We start from the raw sequence: 22,752 nt of genomic DNA on the forward strand, positions 1-22,752 counted from the left end.
TTATGAGCATCTTCAGCACGATCATGAACAAAGTTTTCCACCACAAGTCCGCGCCAGCCGCAACGCCCACTCCGGCTCCTGCCACTGCGCCGCAGGCTTCACCACAGGCCGCCCCAACCGTTGCCGCTCAGCCCGCCCGAACGGCGCCTCAGCAGTCCGTCGACGTCGGTGCTGTCCTTAGCGAGATGGCATCGATGAAAGATGGCGGCGGCAACTACCAGAGCTCGATCGTCGATCTTCTAAAGCTGCTGGACCTGGATTCCAGTCTGACGGCTCGCAAGGAGCTTGCCAGCGAACTCAACGTCCATGCAGCCGCCGACGGCTCAGCCGAGCAGAACATCGCTCTTCACAAGGCAGTGATGCAGAAGCTTTCCGATAACGGCGGTATCGTTCCAGACAGCCTGCGCAACTAACGCGCCCAATCCGAAGGGGACCGCACCCTGTGCGGTCCCCTTCGGCCTTAGACTGCTGGCTTAACCGTCCTCAATTTAGCGAGCTGGGCTAGCGTTCGGAGGCGCTACTGCTACCGTCCCCTGCGCTGCCTGAGCTGGCAGCGTCTGACTACCACGCAGTGGTCTATTCGGCTCTTTGTGAAAGCCACGTGCGGCGAGCCAGCAGATCGTGACTACGAGTGCCACGATCATCACGGAGATGGCAATTGCCACAGGACCGGCTCACTTGTTTCCTCGTCTCCGCATCACATGCGGTCCCGAGTTATGCCGTCGATGTTATCGCCGTGCTGTAGCCACGTGACGACGGGATGTTTCTTGTTCTCAAGACCACCGGTTTGATCGAGCAGGACGGTCTTATGTCCGGACGGCTCTATCGCCGCTCGCCAAATACCGAACCAAGAATGCCCCCCAGTCCGCCGCCAAGACCGCCCCCAGGCGCAGCGCTTGCGACTCCGGCGCCGCCCAGGCTACCGAGTACAGATCCCAGGATCCCACCAAGGCCACCTTGCTGCCCGGCCGAGCGCCCTGTCAGATGGCCGGCCACCAGCATGACCAGGATCGGCAGCATCTGCTTCAGAAGCTCGGGTGCCAGGCCGCTGCTTTGCGCCGCGTTGTCGGCGACCTCACGACTGCCGTCCTTCGATCCGAAGATACCGCCGAGGATCTGATTACCGAGATCGATTTGCGTCGGCTGGTTGCCCAACACGTTCGAAGCAAGATCTGCGCCGCCAAGCGTGTTCACATGGGCGTCTAACTGCGTCGTGTTATTTCCCATGCCGCCCAGAACCGACGGCAGCAGCGCTTCTGCGCCGCGCTGGGCTTGGTCACGCGGTATGCCTAGCTGGGCGGCGAGTGCATCGATGCCACCATCAGGCAGCAGGTCATTGAGATTCATGTCGGCTTCCTTGTTGTGACAGGTACCAACAGATGCTGGGACCTATAGGTCCGGTCACCTTCGATCGAGCTAGGACCTTGGATCGGCAGGCATGCGCTGTCTGCGCAATATTAGTCAGGAAGTTCGGGCGTAGCCCAGCACTACGGCGCCCAGCATAGGCACCATGGCGAGCACGCCGCAGAAAACCACGCCGGAGGCAGCAAGGCTGATGTTATCCTGGCCTGCTTCCTTCCAAGCTCGCAGCGTAATGTCTTTCCAGCCTTTTGCAGGGATAGCCCAGGGACTGCCAGCGTCGTGCCCTCTCGCGTTCCCCTTGTTCGTCTCGGTCATGCCTTGTCCCTTTACGCGTCTCTTGCATCTGGCATGCAATCGCCGTTCTCACGCTACCCTGATGCAGAGTTGCCTCAAGCGCCCACGGCGGGAGGCGCATCCTTGTCTGGATCTCGCCCATGTTGCTGATCGAGCAAACGCATGATTGGCGTCACGGTGAGGCCGTGCAGAACGATCGAAAACAGCACAACCAGCCCGAGGAGGCCCCACAGACGTTCGGCCGCATCGACGTGGATGTGGTTCAGACCATAGGCGAGATAATAGATCGATCCGACGCCGCGGATGCCGAAGAAGGCCAGCGTCAGCTTTTCCGAGCGGTCAGCCCGGTGGCCGGCCAGGCCGACCAGTCCAGTAATCGGCCGAATGACCAGCAGGATCACGAGCGCGATCAGCGCATCCGTCAACGATACCGAATTCAGGAGCCCGCTGACCAGCGCACCGCCAAACAGCAACAGCAAGACCATCATTGCCAGCCGTTCGATCTGCTCGGTGACGTCGTGCATGTCGTGATGAAAGTCGTGGGTCCGGTGCGTCCCTCGAAACGTCAAAGCAGTCACGAACACGGCGAGGAAGCCGTAGCAGTGGATGATCTCGGTAAAGCCGTAGGAGATGCAGGTCGCAGCCAGCGCGATCAGGCCGTCACCGGTCTGCGCAAGCTTGGTTTGCGCTGGAACGTGGAAGGTCAGCCAGCCAAAGGCCCGACCGATCAGCCACCCGGCGCCGACGCCGGCGCCGATTTCCCATAAGACGCGGTAAGTCAGCCACTCACCCAGCCACGGCTTGCTGTTCCCGGCTGCGGTTGCGGCTGCCAGCATGATGGCAAGATGGACGAACGGAAATGCGAAGCCATCATTGAGGCCGGCTTCAGAGGTGAGCCCGAACCGTACCTCGTCCTCGTCCTCGCTCTTGGGTGGCCCGACCTGAATATCGGCTGCCAGGACAGGATCCGTGGGGGCCAGGCTGGCAGCAAGCAGCAGAGCGATCGCCCATGGCAGTCCCATTCCCCATGCCGTCACCGCCGTGATAGCCAGAATGCCCAGCGGCATCGTGATCGCCAACAGCCGCCAGGTAACCGCCCAGTCCTGCCATCGGAACACCCGGTCGATCTTCAGACCAGCCCCCATCAGCGCGATGATCACGACAAACTCGGTGAAGCGTTCAGTGATCTCGGGATAAAGAAGCGGCAGCGGCCTGAGCGTGACCTGCGGCAACGAGAACAGCGTAGCGCCAAGCGCGATGCAGACGATCGGCAGCGATAGCGGTAGCTTACGAAGCGCCAGCGGTAACCAGACAACCAGCGCGGTAAGCAGGCCAAAGCCGGTGAGAATGAGGATATATGGGTCGGGGAACCCGGAAGCGGCGATCATGACGGGTCTTTCCGGTGGGGAATGAGACTGTGCCGCAGGAAGCCGCGCATTCTTAATCGCTAATAAACTAGGAGATGATGAGCGATGGCACTGCCATCGCTCATCATCATTTTGGTCTATGAGCGGTCTGGGCCCTTGCCCTGCTCACTCTCACCACGACGTTCCTGCTCGATACCGTCGTGTTTCAGGCTTTCGTTTCCAAACACACTGCCGGCTGCCTGCTTGACGTTACCAAGCGCCTCGTCAGCCATGCCCTTCGCCTTGCTACCACTGCTATGGTCGTTGCCGTACGAGCGTACCCGCGACGAACCACGGTCCAGATCTCGACGTCCGTAAATCGATGACGTGTTGGCCGGTGGCACATCGTCGCCAGACGTTGCAAATGCCCGATCCGGCGAAGCATCGAGACCATAGCTGGCAGCGGTCGCCGCTGCCTCGGCTGGCTCGTAGTCCCAACCCGACGAACGCCAGGATTCGGCACGTTCATCGATATCGACCGTGTTTGCTTCTTCCAGGACGCTGACGGCCTCACCGACGGCATCGTCATCGACGTCTGCGGTCAGAAGGAAGCCGCCACGACGCACGCCCTCTTCGTATGTGTGGCGGTCATGGTCAGGCAGAAATGCATTCTTGATCGACGCCCAAATGCCGCGATCCTCGTGCGTCGAGCGCGTGGTTTCATTGTAGCCGTCGCTGGTCTTGTCATGGATGCGGATGTGATCGGCATCCACGCGTGACTGCTTTAGGCGTTCCTGGGCCGCTTCAGCGTCATTACGCTCATCAAAAAAGGCGGTGATGGTACGGGTCATGAGTGATCTCCAGATATGTCAGTGAATTAGCGCGAGGTTACGACCAGCTCGGTGCGACGATTCTCAGCCTGACCGGCGGTCGTAGCGTTGGTGTCGACCGGATCGGTCTCACCGCCAGACACGGTTTCGATGCGAGCGGCATCAATACCCTGCGCAACCAAGCCCGCCTTGACCGCGTCGGCGCGCGCCTTGCCAAGAGCAACGTTAGCCACTGCCGGCCCCCGAGCGTCGGCATAGCCTGCGATGCGGACGCGTGTGTTTGCATACTGCTTGAGGACAGTGGCAATGGTCGCCACTTCCTGTGCATCGCCGGCACGCAACGTGCTCTTAGCCGTATCGAAGGTCAGTTGTTCGAACTGGAATGTCCGCGGTGCAGCTTCGATACCACTGAGGTAACCACCAAGGCCTGAGGTGCCCGAAAGCGCTGTAGCCGACGACGCGCCTGGGGTCGTTGCAACGACTTCGGTCGGCGACGAACTGGGGGTCGGTGCAACTGCGACTGTCTCGTCATGCCCGCAACGGCTGAGTGCAAACAGCAGCGCCAAAATACCTGCGGCAAGCGCAATCCAGGCAAGCCAGTTAACTTTTTTCTTCTCGATATGAATCGAGCGCGGAGGAGCCCCGTCCTTGTTGTGTGGATCGGCCATTATGTTCCCCTATCATCGCGCCATCGTAGCGCGACATTTGATACTGGATCGTAACGACTGATGCGGAGCATTAGGTTCCTGATCCATCCAGACCATTGCTCCAGGTCTATACGATTATCGGAAGGTCGATCGTGGTCCCGATGACTATCGTTTCTCGGAATGGGGCAGGTCTGAGAGCGGCATGATGCAAGCGCGCCGGTGTCGCAAAAGTCGCGACATACGAGACGTCCGAAACCTGGCGAAGCCGAACGGAAACGGGGAGGGCTCGCCTCCCCGCTTTCGTTTATGCCTCCTCGGTTACCTTGGTTGCACGAGGTTTGCGGGGAGCCTTAGGAGAATCATCAGTAGCCTTTTCGGCTGTCTGACCGGGTTTACGCCCCAAACCAATCGACTTTGCCATGGTCCGCCGTGCTTCCGAGTACGATGGTGCGACCATGGGATAATCGGCCTTCAGGTTGTATCGCGCTCGGTATTCCTCAGGTGTAAGGCTATTGCTCGACAGATGGCGGCGTAACGTCTTGTATGACTTGCCGTCGATCATCGAAATGATGTGATCGGGCGACGCCAGCGACTTACGCGCCGTGACAGCAGGCTCATAAGCTTGAGCAGCTTCTTCCGGGGCTGCAGAAGTAGCTGTGCCTGACAGTTGAGCGACAGCGGCATGCATTGACCGCAAAAATGCGGGCACATCCTCCGCATTCGTGCGGGTGTTAGGATTGGCCAACCACGCAGCGGTCAGTTCAGCGGCCAACTCGACCGCGTTGATGTCATCGTTCATTATAATCTCTGTATTTTTGGAGGGGGGCATGCAATTAGGTTCAACCGCTCCGAAGTTCAAGATAAGCAGATATTTAACGAGGAAGCGATCCGTTTGCCGAAAGCTCACGAAATTGCCGTTCAATGGTCCATCTTGGGACGCACCGCATATGATGAGGCACGAGTTGCCCGTCGTTTGGTGCCGTGATTACGGCATATCACTTAGGATGAGCGACCCTGCAGAGCCTATTCTCGATCGCCGTGTGTTCTTCGGACAGACTACTTGATGCGATCGAGTTAGGTCTTCGCGGGTGCGGTCCAGCCGATCCGGACCAGGGTGCCGATTAGCGTCGAGCGCGGTACCTTGAAGGTTCGGCAGACAGATGCCTTGCTGGCCCCACCATCCAGCGCGGTTGTAATCCGTTCGAGGGTTTCGGTATCAATCACCGGCGGGCGGCCACCTTGGCGCCCGCGACACTTTGCCGCCGCAAGCCCAGCCATTACGCGCTCGCGCGTCAGTGCGCGCTCATATTGTGCGAGTGCGCCGAAAAAGGAGAAGAGCAATTCGCCGTGCGGCGTGGTCGTATCCATCTGCTCGGTTAGCGAGCGGAAAGCGATACCGCGCGTCTTCAGATCTGTAACGATCGCCAGTAGGTGCGGCAGCGACCGTCCAAGCCGGTCGAGCTTCCATACTATCAGCGTGTCGCCCGGGTTCAGATAATCGAGGCAGGCTTTCAGTCCCGGCCGATCGTCGCGTGCGCCGGATGCCTTGTCGGTATGGAGATGACGATGATCGACGCCGGCTGCGACTAGCGCGTCCCGCTGAAGATCGACCGTTTGGCGGTCATCGGCCGACGAGACCCGCATATATCCACGCAGCATGTACGACAAACCCCCGAAAGCACGTTCTCGAACACCCCATCAAAGCGACAGGGTTTGTCGAACGTTGTGACTGGAGGCGGCGTTAATTTCGCGAAGGTCAAGGCCGGAAGTGTCGCCTATCATGTGTTTTGCGACGCAGGTGCTACCGATGACCTGATGTTTGCGCGCTATTAAACCTCCACGAACTCTTTCCCCCTTGCTTGGCACGGTACATGGTTTGATCGGCAGTCAGCAATGTGGCTGTGAAATCGGTCCCTGTTGCCGCCCCCAAGCTACAGGTTGCCGACACGTCAGTTGATTGAAGCGCCGCCATGATAGCGCGGTGGATCTTACCGCTTTTTCTCTCGGCAGAAGCTTGGTCACGAACTGCGAGGCAGAAGGCGAATTCGTCTCCCCCCAGACGTGCTGTGATGTCGTAGGGGCGAACTGCGGAGCCAAGCGCTGTCGCTACAACCCGTAAAACCTCATCACCGGCCGCATGGCCGTGTTGGTCGTTTACTGACTTAAAGTCGTCGACGTCGATTACGCCACACAAAAGGATCCGATCATCACGCGCACTGGCTAACTCAAGGCGAGCGCATTCGACTCGAAAGGATCGTCGATTACCGAGGCCGGTGAGGGGATCGATGCTTGCTGTCGCACGCTCCCGATCGAAGGTTCGCCGGAACGCGCTTACGAACAGAATGATGAAGAGTACCGCGACGGATCTCGCACCTGCATTCCAGATAGCGGTAGCAGTCGGAACGGTTGACGCCTGGGCGGAGAGGCCGTCTCCAAAGCCATTGAGATACAGGGTTACAGCCACCCCCATCAGACCCGACAGTAACCCTGCGACCCGGCCGAGACACCATACGGTAAAGCACAGTGGCAGCAGATAGACCGTATTCAGCGAAAAGTGCGGTCCGGTGGATCCGTCCAGGACAAACACGATTACCCAAATTATCGATAGTCCGACGGCAGCTACCGAACGGTTCAAGTCGGCCGACTTGCGGAGCGCGAGCTCCAATGGGGTCAACTGCGATTGAAGACTTCTCGAAGTCGAGGATATTGTGCGGCGCATTTCCCGTCCCCAACTCGCATGGTCACGGACGCCTTTACACGGCCCGTGATCGTGAATACTAGCACGGTGATGCAACTCCGGCGATCTCGTTAACTGCGGTGCGGAACGAGGGGGCTAGCCACCGGGCACATGGAAACGAGCAGACGGCCGCTACCCGTTCGCTTTGTGACTCGGGCCAATCCTTCTTGAGCAACGATGCGATCACCGTTCCATGTTGATCGTGAAAGCGCCGCTGAACTAGGCGTTTAGTCCCAGCATCTGGCGGATCGGATCGACGATGAACTTATCTGGGTCTGACGTCCAGACTTTAGCGGTGTATTCGTAAGGCGTAAGCCCACTGAGCGTCTTGAGCCGGCGCGCGAAATGAAAGGCCGCCATGAAGTCGGCGAGGTTCACCCGCAACTGCTCGTGGCTCTCGTAGTGAAAGCGTTTGACGGTCGGTTCCTTAATCGTGCGGATCATCCGCGTGACCTGACCGTTGGTCCAAGGATGGTTCGGCTTGGTAAGCCGGTGCTCAATGTCATTGGCTTAGCAGATCACGTGAAAGCGCATTTGGCGCGACCAGGCGGTGTCGCGGTTGCGTGGTTGCTCGGCGAACTAGATGCCCTTTCGACTTCTTTCAGGACAGGATTGTCGGTCAGGATCGTGTGAATGCGGTAGGGCGCGGCTTTCAGCAGGTGTTCCAAGAACTCTCACGCTGTCCGTCGATCAGGCTTGTCGACGTGTTGAGTGACCGCGAACTTGCTGGTGCGGTCGATGCCGACGAACAGGCAGAGCCCTTTGACGACCTCAGGAGAGCCTTGCCCTCGGCGGTCTGCACCTCAGCGATATCCGCGTGGATGAAGCCGATAGGGTAGCTAAACTGCTCCCCAGAGCCTCCGCAGAATGGCTAAGTTGATCCCAACACGGACTGAGACGGCACCCGCCTGAGGCTTCACGCGCACCCAGTTGTTTCAAAACACGGGCTTGCCCGCTGCCGACCCTGCCTCTCTAACAGAATCGGGCGGGCGTAGCCCGAGCGGAACAGACCCTCAAATGATTTGACTTCACCTGAAGGTCGGCTCGCAAAGGGCTGACCGCCGGCCAATCTGCCCCGATTATCTTGACGCCCTTCTAACGTCGTTGTTTTTCAATGCGAAAAGCATCATGTTATGGTTAATGCATATATCAACCGGGGGGGGGATATGAAAAAGTTTCGTAAGAAGCAACTGCAGGCGAAAAAGAGATCGTGGCGCACATGGTGCGCCTTGTTATTAGCGTCTCTAGCTGCCGCGGCCGGATTTTTCGCCATGACCCCCGGTCCTACGCGGGAAGCGATCGCGGCTGTCCTAGCAGACCCCTTGGATTTACTTGCGCTACGCTCTCCTGGCCAAAGAAGTTCCGGCGCTTTAATCCAAACGAAGGCCGCGAGGGGCGTTCCTCGCATCCCGGCTAATCGGATACCGAAAGAACGTGTGCTCTCCAATGTTCGATGGAGACCATTTATTGACTTGCCAACCAACTTTCCAAGCCTCGACTTGACTGTAGCGTTACCGGCTGAGTCTTTTTTCAACCCTTTAGTGCCAGCAAACGGCTTAAACTTCGGCCCGCCGTTATTGATCACGCCTCTATTCGGCCCGTTCTTTGGCGGTGGAAGCGGTAGCTCCGGGGGTGTACCCGTATCCAGCGTGCCAGAGCCGTCGCAATGGCTCATGATGCTGGTTGGGTTTTTTAGTATCGGTTCAGCTTTACGTGCCGCACGGCGCAAAGGGCGACCGCCAGCTCAAGTTCGGTGACGGTGGCGGCAATTTCCAAGTTCGCACTTTTGTCGAGGCCCATGCCATTGGGTCGCATCGCTCTGTGCTTCATTTACATATTGTCGATTGTTGGCGGTTGCTCCGAGCCTAAGGTCCAAGAACCCATTCGGTCCTTTAACGCCGTAACGGAACCGAGTTCGCGTATACGTTTCCCTGCAACGGGCTACCCCGAGTTGTTGTTGTCGAATGGTGAGAAGCGCGTCGTCCGCAGCGTGCTAAATATCAAAAAGCCGATGATGTTCGGCGACTATGTTTGGAACGAAGTTGGAACTCCAGCCGGATTGACTTGGGTACGCATCGACCTCGGTCATCAGACTCTATCCGTATTTAGAGCCGGTCATGAGATCGGTACGACGGTCATCCTTTATGGAACTGACGGCAAGCCAACGCCAACCGGCATCTTCCCGGTTCTCTTCAAGACACGAACTCATCGGTCGACGCTTTATGACGCTCAAATGCCCTTTATGTTGCGGCTCACCGAAGATGGCGTCGCCATCCATGCCAGCAACGTCCGCGAAGGCTCTGCGACACACGGTTGCATCGGCGTTCCGCTCGCTTTCGCCAAACTTCTCTACGGGCAAATGCGCCGAGGAGATCAGGTGGTAATCGTTTAATTCGACCTCAAGACAGGCTGTTATAGGCCGAACCCTCAATTCCCCGCAGCTAAGTAAAGCTCGAGGAAGCGATCTTACTTAACGCATTGCTAACCGAACATAGCAACCCCTCCGATAGAATGCCGTGCCAATGTCCGTTACTTAACGGAGCATTCGACATTATGCCGGGCAAGCTGTTACTATCAAAGGCGGCGATTGCTGTACTATCTCTATCCTCGCCGTTTCTGATCGGCGCAACTAGCTTGGCTTCGATCTTCGACGTCCGTATCCTCACGGTGCATAATCGGGAGAGAGCGGCGCTGGGCATCGCGCCTTTGCGCTGGAATGCTGGGTTGGCGCGGTCGGCGCAGCGCTGGGCCGATCATCTCGCCGCAACGGGAGCATTCGAGCACGCGCCGGACTTGCCGTCGGATCCACAGGGAGAAAACCTTTGGGCGGGAACGAAAGGTCATTTCCCTCTCGAGGCTCGTGTAGAGGCTTGGGTGAGAGAAAAGCGGTATTACAAGCCTGGGTTGTTTCCTAACAATAGCGTGACGGGCGAGATCGGCGACGTGGGCCACTACACGCAGTTGATGTGGCGCGACACGCACGAGGTTGGATGCGCCGAGGCTACCGGAGTTCGCGAAGACGTGTTCGTCTGTCGATACAATAGCGCTGGTAACTATTTCGGCGAGAAGCCGTTCTAAGGCAGGCATAGAGGCGGCTGGGCTCATCTGTACAGTTCGGCGCGAATGTTGAGTGAAACGGCCTGGACTTGCTCCACATAAATTGAGAGGCATATGCTTCGCGTGGCGCGGTTCGTTAGAGCTGCACGGGGCCGATGTAGTCGAGCACGATGCGGCGTCGGATCAGGCTGTATAAGCCGTCAATTTAGCGGGTAATGGCTTGCGCGGCCTAAGTCACAAGTCATCGGCCCCGTAAGGTGGCGGGATAAACGCTCACCCCTTTCCAAAAGCCCTTTAGCTTTTCACGGTTCTGACGTGGTGACGGCTTAGGCCAAGCGGCAAATTACCGGCGCCTTGATCGATTAGCACGGATAACGATCTGGAAAACTCGTGGATCTTGGAAGGGCGACCGCGGCCGCGTCGTCTTCGTCTGGTCGAGTAGGGCCAACCGCTCAGCGCTAATGCCGTTTTTGGAAAAAATCGGCGGGATCAATCCCAACCTTTGGAAGGTTTGTCGCGTCAGTATTGAAACTGAGGCGGGGCGCTGAGACAGATTATGCCAAACGAGGAAACAGAAGATCAGCACACTCGTGTTGCCCGCGAGTTAGGCATCGATCCAGAGGCGATGCGAAATCATCCCTACGACCTTGAACTAAGAAAAAGTGGTTCTCTATTGGTTTGCTGGCACGACCAAGCGCCCGACGGAGTCATTCGAGAAGGCAAGCTTGGCTCATACACGACACCCATTAGGCCTGCGAATGACTCTTCACCTCAGGAGTTTGTAGAGGAAATCGTTCGACATTCTCAATCAGGTTAGAGGATGCAGAACGGTAACGACCCTCTGACCACACCATATCTCGACATCGCTTTTTCGGGCGTAGGTCTTTACGTCCGAAACGGCCTTTGCATCATTTGGACACTCCAGATCGATACGCTCGATAATCCTACCATCGTTATCAATAACATATACGCGATATTCAAGCATCACTGTTCTTTCGAGCCCAATATGGGGGAGCCAACCTGAAAGACGGTCAAGCCCGCGTAAAGCGGTATCGCAACCGCTACGGTTTAAAGAAACGTCCAATTTGTTCAGATGTTAGCGGATGTTGCTGTCCGGTCGATTTGTCCAACAGGGGCGTTAGCGTGGTACCATGACGATAATAAGTCCCTGGGGCCTGCTGGTGGCGCACCCAGGCAGAAACGCGATGGGTTAACATCGATATTAGTAAACGCTAACCGACTTCGATGAAGATGTTGCGTTAATGCCCAATATGATGCGTTATGCGCTATCAAACGATGCAACAAAATGGTGTGATGCAGCCTACGGCGTTCCCGACAGGCATGCCCTACGTGACACTCTATCTTACGGCCTGTAGACTATATATAGTGGCTATAGCCAGCTTGACTCCGTTCGCCTTATTGCATCTGACCGTTGTTAATTGTGTCAACCGCAGAAGCGACACGCGCCCAATCCTTTAGATCAGCCTCGTCGCTTACAATTTCCATTAACGTATCGACCATAGATGCGGTCGCAACGGCTCCACGCGCCTCGACGATCGTCATTGCCTTTAACCAAACTTGGCGGACGGTCATCATATCTTGAGGTTTCGACGAGCGGGTTCAGCGATCAAGGCTTCCGCCATCGTTTTTCCTATTTGACCAGCTGTTTGAGGATATGTCTTCACCAGGCTTTTACGGTCAAGCAAGTCGATCACGTCGGGATTTAGGGGCAGTGTCGTCATCGTCTCAAGAGTATGCGCGTTTGACCGATTCAGGCAAACGATCTCCATAGGCGCATGAGGTGCATGCTCTGCACGTCTGGCGACCTAGTCGAGCTACGTCTCAATCCGACCAACCCGTCCGTTGATAGTACTGCGCGATTTGGCGTCGCAGGCGCAATCGATTCAGTTTCGGATGTGCTTAAGGTGCGCAATCAGCATCTCTATCTTCTTCCGCTGTCGACGGGGAGGTCGCGGGCCAGGTCATGCGCGCCTTCACTACTGAAGCGAGTAACCTTGCGAGCCGGTACGTTGGGCTTGCGGCATTGCCGCAGTTTACAACTGGCGCACTCCTGCTAGCGGGCGAGACAACGGATGAAGCCATCAAGACCGGCATGACCGCGGGCCTGCATGAAACGCGGTTGCACGGGCGCAGGCGTCTGAGCGGCGACCTTGTCGATAGCAAGTCTGCCCCTGTCTGGTCAGACTACACACGCCAGCCCGGCGATAAGTTACTCTACCTTTACCAACAAAGCCGTTATCCGACTCGATATTTCATCAATAAAGTTTTTACATGAAAACCGTAATCTGCGGTTAACGCGCTTTAAACCCAATGCGGTGACGATCGTTAAACAGCTTTACCGCATAAGCATTCATGTTGAAAGACACACTTGTATTTGACTAGGGTCAGGACTCGTTGATCAAAGCCAGAAGATGACGGTGGCAGCGAGGGCGATGGCGGACAAGAAGACTGTCGGACACCTATCGTAGCGGGTCGCAACGCGGCGCCAGTCCTTCAGCCGTCCGAACATGATCTCGATACGGCTACGGCACCTGTAGCGGCGTTTGTCGTATTTGATGGGCTCAAGCCGAGACCTCCGACCTGGTATGCATGGCTGGATGCCCTTGGCCTGCAAGGCATCCCTAAACCAGTCGGCGTCGTACCCGCGGTCGCCGAGCAGCCATTGCGCCTTGGGCAGATCGTCGAGCAATGCGGCCGCACCAGTGTAATCGCTGACCTGTCCGGCGGTCATGAAGAAGCTGAGCGGACGGCCGTTTGCGTCGGTCACGGCATGGAGCTTCGTGTTCATGCCACCTTTGGTGCGACCAATCAGGCGCCCGAGATCCCCTTTTTAACCCGCAGGCTTGATGCCGTGCGGTGCGCCTTCAGATACGTCGCGTCGATCATGACGGTCTTTGGGTCGGCATCAGCGGCAGCCAGGCCCTCCATCATGCGGAGGAACACACCCATCTCACCCCACCGTTTCCAGCGATTGTAGAGCGTCTTGTGCGGGCCGTAGTCGCTGGGCGCATCACGCCAGCGCAGCCCATTGCGATTCACGAAAACGATGCCGCTCAACACCCGCCGGTCGTCAACTCGCGGCTTGCCATGGCTCTTTGGGAAATATGGCCGCAGGCGCGCCATCTGCTCCTCCGTCAGCCAGTAAAGGTCGCTCATCCTCAGACTCCTCACGGAGCCTGAATCAGATTGCGCCTCTCACATCAATGGGTCCTGACCCTAGGGGGAGGTTAACATGCGCTATTGGCCTATCGGTAAGCCCGTCAGGGGTTAATTGAGATAAAGACGTGTATCTTTCAGACTTTCGTTAACTCGTCCTTGTGGCGACCTACTGGAAGAATGATGAAACCCGAAAAATGTTAAATTCGAGAAGATGCCCGGCTTTCCAAGTCGGGCATCTTTTGCCATTGTGACCTTGCCATACCTATTGCCGCCGTCAGAACAGGGCATCACCTCAAAGGCGGCCCGCGACACCCTTTCGAAGCTTCGGGCTTGGTTTTCATTTGACGTCACGAGCGCCCCCGCAAAGCTGGCTCGCGAGGGAAAGATACAGAGCGATCCAGCGCAGGCTCAATTCGCAGAGCCCTAATCAAACACGAAGCGGCGGGCGCGGGGCAGGCGAGAGCCTGAAGCCGCTTATGTCGCGGTATGTTCGGCCAACTACGACTTCGCACCATTCAGAAGTGGCGAGCGGACGTCAGGAAGCGGTCCTCCCGCAGTCGCCAAAAACAAAATATTCAGCGCGTAATGCTTGCCGGCGGAAACCCGCCGTCTGGTCATCATAGCCCGCTGCTTGCCGGCTTACTCTTGTGGGTCGATGATGACGATGTGCACCTTGGTTGTGAAGCCGCCTTCGCTGCGACCGAGACTGGCGGTTAGGGCGTATCAGCTTTGTTCCACCACCTAGCGGCTGTGGCGATGCTCGCAAAGACTCAGTGGTATTAAACCAATGCGGCTAGGCTAAAAAGGCTCTGCACGAGTCTTTCCTATCTTAGGTTAATAAAGCTATAGAGGGCTTGGAAGCCTCCATTCATATCCGCCGAAAAAGTGAGTTCGTTCGGTAAGCAGGACAAAGTAGATGCCTCGGCCTGATGAAAATCCTCTCGCCCGGATGGTGGAGAAGCTAGGCGACCGCGCTCCCATCCCGGATAAGGCAATTGCAGCGATTCTGCAGATGCCTTATGTAGTTAAACAGTTATATCGAGGAGACTTTTTCGTCCGGGAGGGTGCTACTGCGGATAAATGCGGCATACTGACGTCTGGCTTGACCGTTTGCCAGAAAACAAACCGCGAAGGCGATCGCCAGATTCTTTTGGTCAAGATAACCGGCGATATTTTGGGGTTACAAAGTCTCTATCTAGACACGCCAGATCACAATATTCAGGCACTTACTCGGTGCAAAATAATCGTCGTACCTAGCGAGCTTTTGAAGGCAATTTCAGATCAGTTTGTAGTTGTACGTGATGCCATAAGCAGGATCATGTTAACCGAAGCGTCCATGCTTCGCGAACTGATATTGAACATAGGCCGACGAGATGCCCGCGCCCGGCTCGCGCACTTTCTCTGCGAGTTTGCCGTCAGGACTGGCGGCAAAGATAAGATCAACAATCGATCTTTTGAACTCCCACTGACACAGGAGGAGCTTGGGGATGCTCTTGGACTAACTGCTGTTCACATTAACCGAACGCTTCAGCTTTTAAGCCGAGACGGTCTGATAGCACGAGATGGGAGAAACATCCGGTTCGTCGATTGGGATCGGTTACAAGATATAGCTGACTTTAGTACTCGGTACCTGCATTTAGAGAAATAGGGCTAGAGGCCTAATCGGCCGGTCAATCTCTTTGGCAAGACGTCATCCATATCGACAGTTTCCAGTATCCTGCCGTCGTGATCAGTGATTACGAAGCGATGCGCCTCAATGTCATACCCGGCCAGGATTGCTGAGGCCCATAGCTGCCGCGCTGCGTCCAGGGCTTCGCCTCGGGCAGCGGTCAGATCAAGAAGCTCACTCCCCTCCTCATCTTCGATCCGCTGGGTCCCATCATCGATGTGAAGGAAAAAACGGGGCATGCTCTCGGTATCCGTAAACTTGATCAGGGTTAGACCCATGGTTCAGCGCAACTGACCGATCAAGCGTTCATATTCCGCTTCAGGTACCCCGTATCCAGCACCTGCGAATTCCTCCAGCTCTTCACGCTTGCGCACCAGGACCAGCCCCCGCGTTGCCTTGATGAAGCCAAGGCCTTCCAACGAGTGCAGCGCAATTGTTACACTGGGTCGGCGGACCCCGAGCATCAGCGCCAGGAAATCGTGCGTCAAAGGTATCTCGTCAGTGTCCTGACGGTCGTGACTCATCAGCAGCCAACGCGCCAGCCGCTCTTCAACGGTATGCATGGCGTTGGACAGTGCGGTGTAGGTGGTCTGTGTCGAATAGGCCTGGACGTAGCGCAGAAGCAGCTTTCGAATGCCGGCATGGTCGTCGAGCACGGTTCGAAAAAGATCGCCGTCAATGCGGTATCCAGCTCCGGTCACCTGCATGAAAATGCGGTGCGGGGTGCGGTCGGCGTCGAGCACGAGCGGCATGCCGACCAGGCCATCGCGGCCAGCAAGACCGACTTCGATCCCCTGATCGGTGCCCGCCATGGCAATAATCGAAGTCAGTCCGCTTTCAGGAAACCACACGTGCGTAATGGGTTTGTTCGGCGACACGAGAACGGTGCCACGTTCCAGCTCCGACCACCGCAGATGGGGACGCAGGGTTTCCTGGTCTGCAGGTAACAGGGCACGCAGAAGTCGGTTATTGAAAGCCATGGTGCCCTTGCGACATCTTTCGTATGTGATGGCCTGCAACCTTGCCGACCCCCTTTTGTTATTGACGCAGGTTGGTAGATGCTGATCGAGCCTTGGGCGAGCGTGCAGCGCATTTTGGTATGATACCGTACCAAACGCCGCTTAGTCGGTGTTGATGAAGCCGAATGGCAAGGCATCACGAAAAGGCACGCTCAGAAGGATTTGCCCGGCTTCATTCGTGATCTGGAACGCAGACCCAAGTGGTGCAACCCCGGTCAGAATGGCATTTGCCAGAAGCTGGCGCGCTGCCAATATGGCCTCGTGTCGTGCGGCGGTTAGGTCGACGGCTTCGGTGCCATCAGGGTCTTCGATGATGCCATTTGGAATTTGCTGATTTAAATAGAAACGGCTCAACCGAACGGACCAATCAGGCGGCGATACTCGGCTTCAGGGGTGCCGTACATGCCATCGGCAAAGTCGATAAGTGCGTCCCGATCCTTGATCGTGATGTGGCCGCGGCGAGCCTTGATGAACCCATAGCCCTCGATCATGTGCAGAGCGGTCGTAACGCTGGGGCGCTGTACCGCCAGCATGATCGAGAGGAACTCGTGCGTCAGCGCAATGTCGTCGCCAGTCACCCTGTCGTGGCACATCAGCAGCCAGCGTGCGAGCCGTCCTTCTACCGACTGGCTGACGTTGGACAGCGACGTATAGCTGGTTTGGGAAATGAATAAATGAACATAGCGCAGAAGTGTCTCGCGCAGTGAGTCCGACTGCTGGCAAGCGCTGCGCAACGCCTCGATGCTGATGCGGTAGCCTTCGCCCTCAACCTGTACCATCGTGGTCTGCGGACACTGGTAGACCCCCAGCAGGCTGCCAAAGCCAGACAGGCCGTCGCGACCGAAGATCCCCGCCTCAACGCGCTGGCTGTCAGGCGTACTGACTATGATCGAGCCGATGCCGCTATTGAAGAAATGTGCATGCGTGAACGGCTCGCCCGCTTCGATCAGTACAGTACCCTTGGGCAGATCGACGGGTTCGAGATGCGGACCAATTGCGGCGTAGGCCGCTGCATCGATAAGCAACAGCAGGCAATTAGGGACGAAGGATTGGGTGGGATGCGGCACGCGCCCTCGCTGGATCGAAGGGCGGGAGTAGCAAACTCTCAGCCATCTACGCCCAGGGTCGTCCGTAGATGATGCAACACTCGTACACGACAGACGCGTTCGCGTCGTTAACCAACTCCGTCATCTAGCATACCAAACTGGTCGCAGCGGTTGGAATCACAGTTAACATATGTATCTTTCCTGCACGCTAACAGGAGATGCACGGTGCGTGATGAAGATTACGGCTACCTGGCCGATCGCCATGTAGCCGAACTCAATCTTGCCCGGACGGCCAAATGCTGTGCGTCTGCTGCTGCCCATCAAGGTCTCGCAAACGCGTATCTGGTACGCCTGCAGTCCATGATTTTATCTCCAGACAGATATAGGTCAGAGATGTCTTGGACATCGCGCGAGGAATGGTTGCTCGCAGAGCCGGCGCGCGGCCGGCAGAGTTTACACGCAGCTACGCAAATCCTACGTGTTGTGAAGGGGTAATCGGGATGACCCAACCTGTATCAGCTGAGTCCAGACAGGCCAATCATAGCTCATATTGGCCGTCACGATATCTTCGTAGTACCGGCCTGTGGCGTTCGCCTTTTATGGTCAAAGATGAACAGCGGGCGCTGGAACAGGCGGTGACCTGGTCCGAACGCTTCGATTCCCACAAGGATCTCGTCTGCGAAGCCGATCGAGTGGACAATTTGCTGATTGTCACGAAGGGCTGGGCCTATCGATACACCTGTGCTCGCAATGGCGGGCGTCAACTGACAGCACTCCTGGTGCCGGGGGATATTGTTAATCTGGACACACTCCTGTTCGAGCGCCCCGCATACAGCGTCCGCACGCTCACCGACGTCACCGTCGTCGCGTTGCCACGACAGCGAGCCCTGGCTCTCGTCGACGACTATTCCGGTATCGCACGGACTTTCACAGGCCTTACGATACTAGAGAACGCGATCGCCAGTAAGTGGATGCTGTCGCTTGGCCGGCGATCAGCAAGAGCGCGTGTCGCCCATCTGCTCTGCGAACTAGTCGTACGCCTCGGCGAGGACGACGGCAACGACGTCACGATTCCGTTCCCTTTACGTCAGGAGCAAATCGGCGACGCCCTCGGCCTAACCACGGTCCACGTTAACCGCATGATCCGTCAGCTGCGCACCGAAGGCTTGATTGCAATCTGTGATCGACTGTTATCGATCCCTGATATCTCGGCCCTACGGCATGTCGGCGGGTTCGATCCGGCCTATTTGCATATGCGTCAGCATATCGATGCTGTGTCACCTCCTACGGGAGACGTCGCATGACGCAGAATGATCAGCGCTCAGCCATGACGTCGAACTCAATCGGCAAAGCACCCCGCACGCACCGAGATCATGACCTGCTGCTTCGCGAAACCAACCACCGGTGCAGCAACGATCTACAGCTCGTGGTCAGCCTGCTTGCACTACAAAGTCAGCGTGCGACGAACTCGGAAGCACGTCAGGCGCTTACCGATGCTATGGAGCGGGTTTCCATACTCGCCCGCGCTCGCAGTACCATGCACGGCGATCAGAAGCCGTCGATAGAGGCTGCCCTACGCCAGGTCTGCGAAGCCTTGCATGCGCAGGCGGAGCCAAGGTCCATTCTCGTCTCGCTACAGGTCACCGATGACGTCGACGGCCTTACACAGAATGAGGTCACCACTCTCGCTCTTGTCGCCAACGAGCTCGCCACGAATGCGATCAAGCATGGCTATAAGGACGGCAAGGCCGGCCATATTCGTATCACGCTTGGCCGGACACCTGGCGGCGACGTATCGGTGATTGTCGACGATGACGGGCTGCCGTTTCCTGAACTCGAGCGGTCTAATCATAGCGGGCTAGGTCTTGGCTTAGTAAAGCGGCTGACGGCATCGATTGGCGGGCTTTTCATCGCGCCCGAGGCAGGATCCAAAGCGTTCGAGCTTCGCGTTTCTGAGAAATTGCGCATGACCCAGACAGGGTGACGCTCACGGTTGGTAAGCACAAGTCGCTTGCCGGGCGGCTCTATCGTATATGCTTGCAGGAGTAACGAAGTTGGCGAACATTCCTCTTGAAAAAGCGCGGTCGATTGCAAGCGAGATCGACTGCCTGATACGACTTGCCGACAGCTATAGCGATTTCGCTCTAGGCGCCCTGCTCTGCACGGTTCGGGAGCATCTCGAGCTGGCCGAAGACGAGCAAATCCCTCCAATGACGTGACTTACGGCTCTGCCCCATTTAGCTACATCTCCTTGCGAGAATGCAGATGCGAAAGGGTAGTGGATGATCGACAACGACAGGATTGCCGATATTGCCGATTTCATGCTGGCGTTCAGGCGTAGTCGTACCAAGGAACCTCCGTCCTCCCTGTTTGGTGAACCGAGCTGGGACTTTCTTCTCGAACTGTTTGTCGCCGACGCTCGCGGCGTTCGCATGACCGGGCGCCAGATTATTGAACGCCATCAAATCTCGCCAGCTGTAGCGTCGCGTTGGCTCATGCATCTGTCTGCCGAAGGTCTTATTGTTGGCGATGGCAGTGGGGATCTCGACGACGAATTAACGTTGTCGGGAGCTGCAATGGAGAAAATGGAGCGTCTTTTACACAACGCTAGCGCCACGAAACCGGCGATGTTCAAATAGCATATCTGCCTAAATCCGACGATCTTTTACCCCTTCCAACCCGCCACTACCCAAAATCCCACCCCTATTGGACCGGGTGAAAGTCCGAAACGACACCTAACGCAATTATACAAAAAGCAGAACTTTCGCGACATGACCGCTTTCAGACTTTCCGTTGCCGCTCCTTAGATTTGGAAAACGCCTGCACTGGATACGGCGAGGCCCTGCCCCGGCCCCGCCCGGCTGCTCAATTCCACCTTGCCTTGCAAGAAAGCAGAGCCACGGTAGGCCACCACAGCTATTGACTACCAAAGATATGTTTCATAGACGAAGCGTATATTCACAATGTCGGGATCAGGTGATGGGTTTGGTGAAGATCGACGATGAGCTGCACGAGGAAGCACGCCGTGCCAGCGCCGTCATGTGCCGGTCGATAAACGCCCAGGCCGAGTTCTGGATGAAGATCGGGATGCTCGCCGAGGCCAATCCGAGCCTGGCCTTCAACGACATCGTGAAGATGCAACTCGCGGAAGCGAACGTCCGCCTAGTTCAGCCGCTCGCGGCTTGATCAAGAGCGCCGCCAGCCATCCGGTTACCTGCCAGGACTGACATGGCCTTTCACAATGAAATCACAGACTTCTTCGGCCGTTACGTCGATGCTTTCTCGCGCCAGAATGCCGAGGCGTTAAGCGAGCTATGGGACGAGGTTGCGCTGTTCCCCACCCCCACCGGCAACTTCGCCATGCCCCGATCCGCATTTCGAGACCATTGCGCCACGCTGTTCAGTTTCTATCGAGCGCAGGGTGTCGTGCGGCCGGAAGGCACCCTCCTGTCCGCCTACGAGCTGTTCCCGGGCGTTGCTCAGGCCCGCATAGCCTATCGCATGATGGGTGTCGACGACGCTCCGGTGGCCGAGTGGGAGCATGTTTATGTCCTACGGCGCACCGACGCTTGGCGCGTGTCGCTGACCATAGCCGATGGCGAAATGGCAGCTTGGAAGGCCAAAGGTCTTCAGCTCTGATCGAATATTCTGCCCTGCTGGAGTGCTGAGTACCAATCATCGCCGTTCGGCGGGCGAATGTCGGAAAACCCGGTCGCAAACAGGAATGGACGAAAAACAGGAGATTGCGGACAGGCTACTAGGCACTACGACGATCCTAGCCTGCCGCAAACATACCGTTTTCCGACACCCTCAAAATTATCCGTGTTCTCGCTTTAACCCGAGGTTCCTGACGTCGTTCGATAGCCCTGTCGGAAAGGTTGTGTTTGTCGTATAGTCGCGATTGAGGCCGTATTTCTAACATACATGACCGTCGAACGGGGATAATGGAGAGGGAACCGCAGCGGTGGGTTTCGGGTGGCCAAATCGCGTTAGCCATCGCGCGGCGCTATCGTCGGACGGGATGTTAGGCTTGAGGCGTAGCTCGATCAAATCGCCAGGCGCGCAAAGCATGCACTCGCATTTTTCTCAAAGTTTGCTCGCACACCACAAGGACTTATTACCGTCATGATACGACCCCAACGCCCGCTTTGAACGAATCAACCAGACATCAACATCGGCTAACATCTGACCAACTAGAGGTTTCTTCAAACCGCTGCGGTTGCGATACCGCTTTACGTAACTTTGACCTTCTTTCAGGTTAGCTCCCCGGAAAGGGGTCGGAAGAACAGTTATGCTGGAATATCGCATGTATATTATTGACAATGGCGGTAAAATCATTGAGCGCATTGATTTAGAATGCCCAAACGATGCAGAGGCTGTCTCGGACGGAAAGACATATGCCCTAAAGAACGATGTAGAGATCTGGTGTGGTCAAAGAGTAGTTACCGTTATTCATCCTTTAACCTGATTGATAGCGTTGAACGCCCTTCTCTACAAAAGTCCGAGTGCCAGAGTCATTTCCTGGTCGAATGTGTGTCGTATATGATCCCAGCCTACCTTCGCGAATGAATCCATCGGGCGCTTGCTTATGCCATCGAACTAATGAAGAATTACTCTTCGCAACTTCAAGATCGTAGGGATGACTTCTCATAGTATCTGAATCAATGCCTAACGCGTTAGTAACGCGGGCATGCTGATTCTCTATTTCGTCTTTTGACATAGCCTGTCTAGCGTCCCGGCTCGAGTTTAATACTGGCGGAACAGACTTTCCAGATACAAAGATTAATCCTGTCTATTTTCTATTAAAGCTGTATTAGATGCCCCGAGTGCCGGCCGCCCGTCATGTTGTGGGAAGGTGCGCAGCAAGATAACGAGATCGGCCGGAGCCAGAGTGTGACGGCCTCCCTCACCGGGATTGTGCGACAGCCGCGACGATCCGAAGCGTATTTCGAGATCAGCAATTTGCAGTAGATGCCCACGTGCCTTTAATAACATCGACTGCAGCGGCAATGCGGTGCCAATCCTTTACGGCGACGGGGTCGCCGATGGCAGCGACCATCTGATCGACGATATAATTTGGGGTATGTTCGCCGTGTTCTGCAAGGATGGCGCCCGCCTGTATCCAGACCTCTCGGTGACTCATGGGGACTGACCGCGCCATCAAATGTCGTTTCGGCGCTCGACCTCGTGGTGAACGCCCTCGCTGGCCTGTAACGCCATCGCGATGATGTGCTCGATGACCGGCTCTGGAATGGCGTTAGCCACATCGAGCCCAAATTGGTCAAGATACGACCACGCGACCCATCCCGAGTAGACAGTTAGCCCCGGTAGTTCGAGGGAAAGAAACCGTCCGACCGTAACTCTGTATTCCGAGCGGAGCTTGAACCCCAAAGTCGACACGTTCTGGATGATAGCCGGATGCTCATCTGCAAGAGATGTGACGAGCACGGCTGGAAGACTCATCGCCGTTCGGTTCGAATACCTACGATCAAGCCGACTTTTGCCGGCACCAGCCACAGGGCCGCGATGGGTGTTCATGGGGCCGTCATCCGTCAGCACGCCTAT

At 56.6% G+C, this 22,752-nt stretch carries 28 protein-coding genes and 1 pseudogene; 12 read left to right on the forward strand and 17 right to left on the reverse strand.

Annotated elements, in window-relative coordinates:
* The first annotated feature begins 2 nt into the window (after positions 1-2).
* Positions 3-413 carry a DUF3597 domain-containing protein gene (locus tag IFT87_RS18705; RefSeq protein WP_192191578.1) on the forward strand — a complete coding sequence of 137 codons (411 nt, stop codon included), beginning with the start codon at positions 3-5 and terminating at the stop codon, positions 411-413.
* Between the two features lie 409 nt (positions 414-822).
* Here IFT87_RS18705 and IFT87_RS18710 read toward each other — a convergent pair whose 3' ends face one another.
* The 9 genes and pseudogenes from IFT87_RS18710 to IFT87_RS18750 all read right to left on the reverse strand — a co-directional run.
* Positions 823-1,347 (reverse strand): DUF937 domain-containing protein, encoded by a 525-nt coding sequence (locus tag IFT87_RS18710; RefSeq protein ID WP_192191579.1) that lies wholly within the window; start codon positions 1,345-1,347, stop codon positions 823-825.
* Positions 1,348-1,461: 114 nt separating this feature from the next.
* The gene (locus IFT87_RS18715; protein WP_192191580.1) at positions 1,462-1,677 is read right to left on the reverse strand and encodes a hypothetical protein; all 216 of its coding nucleotides are present in this window, start codon (positions 1,675-1,677) and stop codon (positions 1,462-1,464) included.
* Positions 1,678-1,751: 74 nt separating this feature from the next.
* Positions 1,752-3,044 (reverse strand): cation:proton antiporter, encoded by a 1,293-nt coding sequence (locus tag IFT87_RS18720; RefSeq protein ID WP_192191581.1) that lies wholly within the window; start codon positions 3,042-3,044, stop codon positions 1,752-1,754.
* Between the two features lie 116 nt (positions 3,045-3,160).
* On the reverse strand, positions 3,161-3,853 hold the full coding sequence (locus IFT87_RS18725; RefSeq protein WP_192191582.1) for a CsbD family protein: 693 nt from the start codon (positions 3,851-3,853) through the stop codon (positions 3,161-3,163).
* Positions 3,854-3,879: 26 nt separating this feature from the next.
* On the reverse strand, positions 3,880-4,500 hold the full coding sequence (locus IFT87_RS18730; protein ID WP_192191583.1) for an OmpA family protein: 621 nt from the start codon (positions 4,498-4,500) through the stop codon (positions 3,880-3,882).
* A 283-nt stretch (positions 4,501-4,783) separates the two neighbouring features.
* Entirely contained in the window at positions 4,784-5,278 is a 495-nt protein-coding gene (locus IFT87_RS18735; protein WP_192191584.1) for a MucR family transcriptional regulator, read from the reverse strand.
* Positions 5,279-5,553: 275 nt separating this feature from the next.
* Positions 5,554-6,138, reverse strand: a complete 585-nt coding sequence (locus tag IFT87_RS18740; RefSeq protein WP_192191585.1) for a recombinase family protein — start codon at positions 6,136-6,138, stop codon at positions 5,554-5,556.
* A gap of 142 nt (positions 6,139-6,280) precedes the next feature.
* Positions 6,281-7,066 (reverse strand): diguanylate cyclase domain-containing protein, encoded by a 786-nt coding sequence (locus IFT87_RS18745; RefSeq protein WP_192191586.1) that lies wholly within the window; start codon positions 7,064-7,066, stop codon positions 6,281-6,283.
* A gap of 369 nt (positions 7,067-7,435) precedes the next feature.
* Positions 7,436-8,054 (reverse strand): annotated as a pseudogene (locus IFT87_RS18750) (integrase core domain-containing protein); the annotation flags it as partial.
* Between the two features lie 915 nt (positions 8,055-8,969).
* Between IFT87_RS18750 and IFT87_RS18755 the strand changes: the two are divergent.
* Positions 8,970-9,608, forward strand: a complete 639-nt coding sequence (locus IFT87_RS18755; RefSeq protein ID WP_342211207.1) for a L,D-transpeptidase family protein — start codon at positions 8,970-8,972, stop codon at positions 9,606-9,608.
* A gap of 161 nt (positions 9,609-9,769) precedes the next feature.
* Positions 9,770-10,294, forward strand: a complete 525-nt coding sequence (locus IFT87_RS18760) for a CAP domain-containing protein (RefSeq protein ID WP_192191587.1) — start codon at positions 9,770-9,772, stop codon at positions 10,292-10,294.
* Positions 10,295-11,689: 1,395 nt separating this feature from the next.
* Here IFT87_RS18760 and IFT87_RS18765 read toward each other — a convergent pair.
* A complete protein-coding gene (locus IFT87_RS18765) occupies positions 11,690-11,869 on the reverse strand; it encodes a hypothetical protein (protein ID WP_192191588.1) in 180 nt (59 codons plus the stop codon).
* Positions 11,866-12,015: a hypothetical protein gene (locus IFT87_RS18770; protein WP_192191589.1), complete on the reverse strand. Its 150-nt coding sequence runs from the start codon at positions 12,013-12,015 to the stop codon at positions 11,866-11,868. Before IFT87_RS18770 ends, IFT87_RS18765 begins: the two co-directional genes overlap by 4 nt.
* A gap of 242 nt (positions 12,016-12,257) precedes the next feature.
* On the opposite strand from IFT87_RS18770, the gene IFT87_RS18775 reads away from it, so the two are divergent.
* Complete coding sequence (locus IFT87_RS18775) at positions 12,258-12,569, forward strand: hypothetical protein (RefSeq protein ID WP_192191590.1); 312 nt, start codon at positions 12,258-12,260, stop codon at positions 12,567-12,569.
* Positions 12,570-12,692: 123 nt separating this feature from the next.
* On the opposite strand, the gene IFT87_RS18780 is transcribed toward IFT87_RS18775, so the two are convergent.
* Positions 12,693-13,450, reverse strand: a protein-coding gene (locus tag IFT87_RS18780; RefSeq protein WP_192191591.1) for an IS5 family transposase whose coding sequence is annotated in 2 segments (ribosomal slippage) — positions 12,693-13,117 and positions 13,117-13,450 — 759 coding nt in all. Because the reading frame shifts where the segments join, the coding sequence is not laid out codon by codon here.
* Between the two features lie 919 nt (positions 13,451-14,369).
* Here IFT87_RS18780 and IFT87_RS18785 point away from each other — a divergent pair.
* Entirely contained in the window at positions 14,370-15,101 is a 732-nt protein-coding gene (locus IFT87_RS18785; protein WP_192191592.1) for a Crp/Fnr family transcriptional regulator, read from the forward strand.
* 2 nt (positions 15,102-15,103) lie between these two features.
* Here IFT87_RS18785 and IFT87_RS18790 read toward each other — a convergent pair whose 3' ends face one another.
* From IFT87_RS18790 to IFT87_RS20960, 4 genes are all read right to left on the reverse strand, one after another.
* Positions 15,104-15,361: a DUF6894 family protein gene (locus IFT87_RS18790; protein ID WP_192191593.1), complete on the reverse strand. Its 258-nt coding sequence runs from the start codon at positions 15,359-15,361 to the stop codon at positions 15,104-15,106.
* Positions 15,362-15,403: 42 nt separating this feature from the next.
* Entirely contained in the window at positions 15,404-16,102 is a 699-nt protein-coding gene (locus IFT87_RS18795) for a Crp/Fnr family transcriptional regulator (protein ID WP_192099932.1), read from the reverse strand.
* A gap of 141 nt (positions 16,103-16,243) precedes the next feature.
* Positions 16,244-16,495, reverse strand: coding sequence for a DUF6894 family protein (locus tag IFT87_RS18800; RefSeq protein WP_192099930.1), 252 nt, complete (start codon positions 16,493-16,495; stop codon positions 16,244-16,246).
* Complete coding sequence (locus IFT87_RS20960) at positions 16,492-17,208, reverse strand: helix-turn-helix domain-containing protein (RefSeq protein ID WP_197975364.1); 717 nt, start codon at positions 17,206-17,208, stop codon at positions 16,492-16,494. Before IFT87_RS20960 ends, IFT87_RS18800 begins: the two co-directional genes overlap by 4 nt.
* A 578-nt stretch (positions 17,209-17,786) precedes the next feature.
* On the opposite strand from IFT87_RS20960, the gene IFT87_RS18810 reads away from it, so the two are divergent.
* The 7 genes from IFT87_RS18810 (at position 17,787) to IFT87_RS18840 (ending at position 21,655) form a co-directional block, all read left to right on the forward strand.
* Entirely contained in the window at positions 17,787-18,491 is a 705-nt protein-coding gene (locus tag IFT87_RS18810; protein WP_192191594.1) for a Crp/Fnr family transcriptional regulator, read from the forward strand.
* Complete coding sequence (locus tag IFT87_RS18815) at positions 18,488-19,171, forward strand: sensor histidine kinase (protein WP_249403458.1); 684 nt, start codon at positions 18,488-18,490, stop codon at positions 19,169-19,171. The genes IFT87_RS18810 and IFT87_RS18815 overlap by 4 nt, the downstream gene beginning before the upstream one ends.
* Before the next feature lie 70 nt (positions 19,172-19,241).
* The gene (locus IFT87_RS18820) at positions 19,242-19,406 is read left to right on the forward strand and encodes a hypothetical protein (protein WP_192191595.1); all 165 of its coding nucleotides are present in this window, start codon (positions 19,242-19,244) and stop codon (positions 19,404-19,406) included.
* Between the two features lie 63 nt (positions 19,407-19,469).
* On the forward strand, positions 19,470-19,826 hold the full coding sequence (locus tag IFT87_RS18825; RefSeq protein WP_192191596.1) for a hypothetical protein: 357 nt from the start codon (positions 19,470-19,472) through the stop codon (positions 19,824-19,826).
* 340 nt (positions 19,827-20,166) lie between these two features.
* Positions 20,167-20,373 (forward strand): ParD-like family protein, encoded by a 207-nt coding sequence (locus IFT87_RS18830; RefSeq protein ID WP_192191597.1) that lies wholly within the window; start codon positions 20,167-20,169, stop codon positions 20,371-20,373.
* A gap of 42 nt (positions 20,374-20,415) precedes the next feature.
* Complete coding sequence (locus tag IFT87_RS18835; RefSeq protein WP_192191598.1) at positions 20,416-20,826, forward strand: hypothetical protein; 411 nt, start codon at positions 20,416-20,418, stop codon at positions 20,824-20,826.
* Positions 20,827-21,493: 667 nt separating this feature from the next.
* Positions 21,494-21,655, forward strand: a complete 162-nt coding sequence (locus tag IFT87_RS18840; RefSeq protein WP_192191599.1) for a hypothetical protein — start codon at positions 21,494-21,496, stop codon at positions 21,653-21,655.
* A gap of 692 nt (positions 21,656-22,347) precedes the next feature.
* On the opposite strand, the gene IFT87_RS18845 is transcribed toward IFT87_RS18840, so the two are convergent.
* Positions 22,348-22,752 (reverse strand): hypothetical protein (locus tag IFT87_RS18845; RefSeq protein WP_206757238.1); only part of this gene is annotated, 405 nt, incomplete at its 5' end.

Source organism: Sphingomonas sp. CFBP 8765, assembly GCF_014841445.1.
Classification (GTDB): domain Bacteria; phylum Pseudomonadota; class Alphaproteobacteria; order Sphingomonadales; family Sphingomonadaceae; genus Sphingomonas; species Sphingomonas aerolata.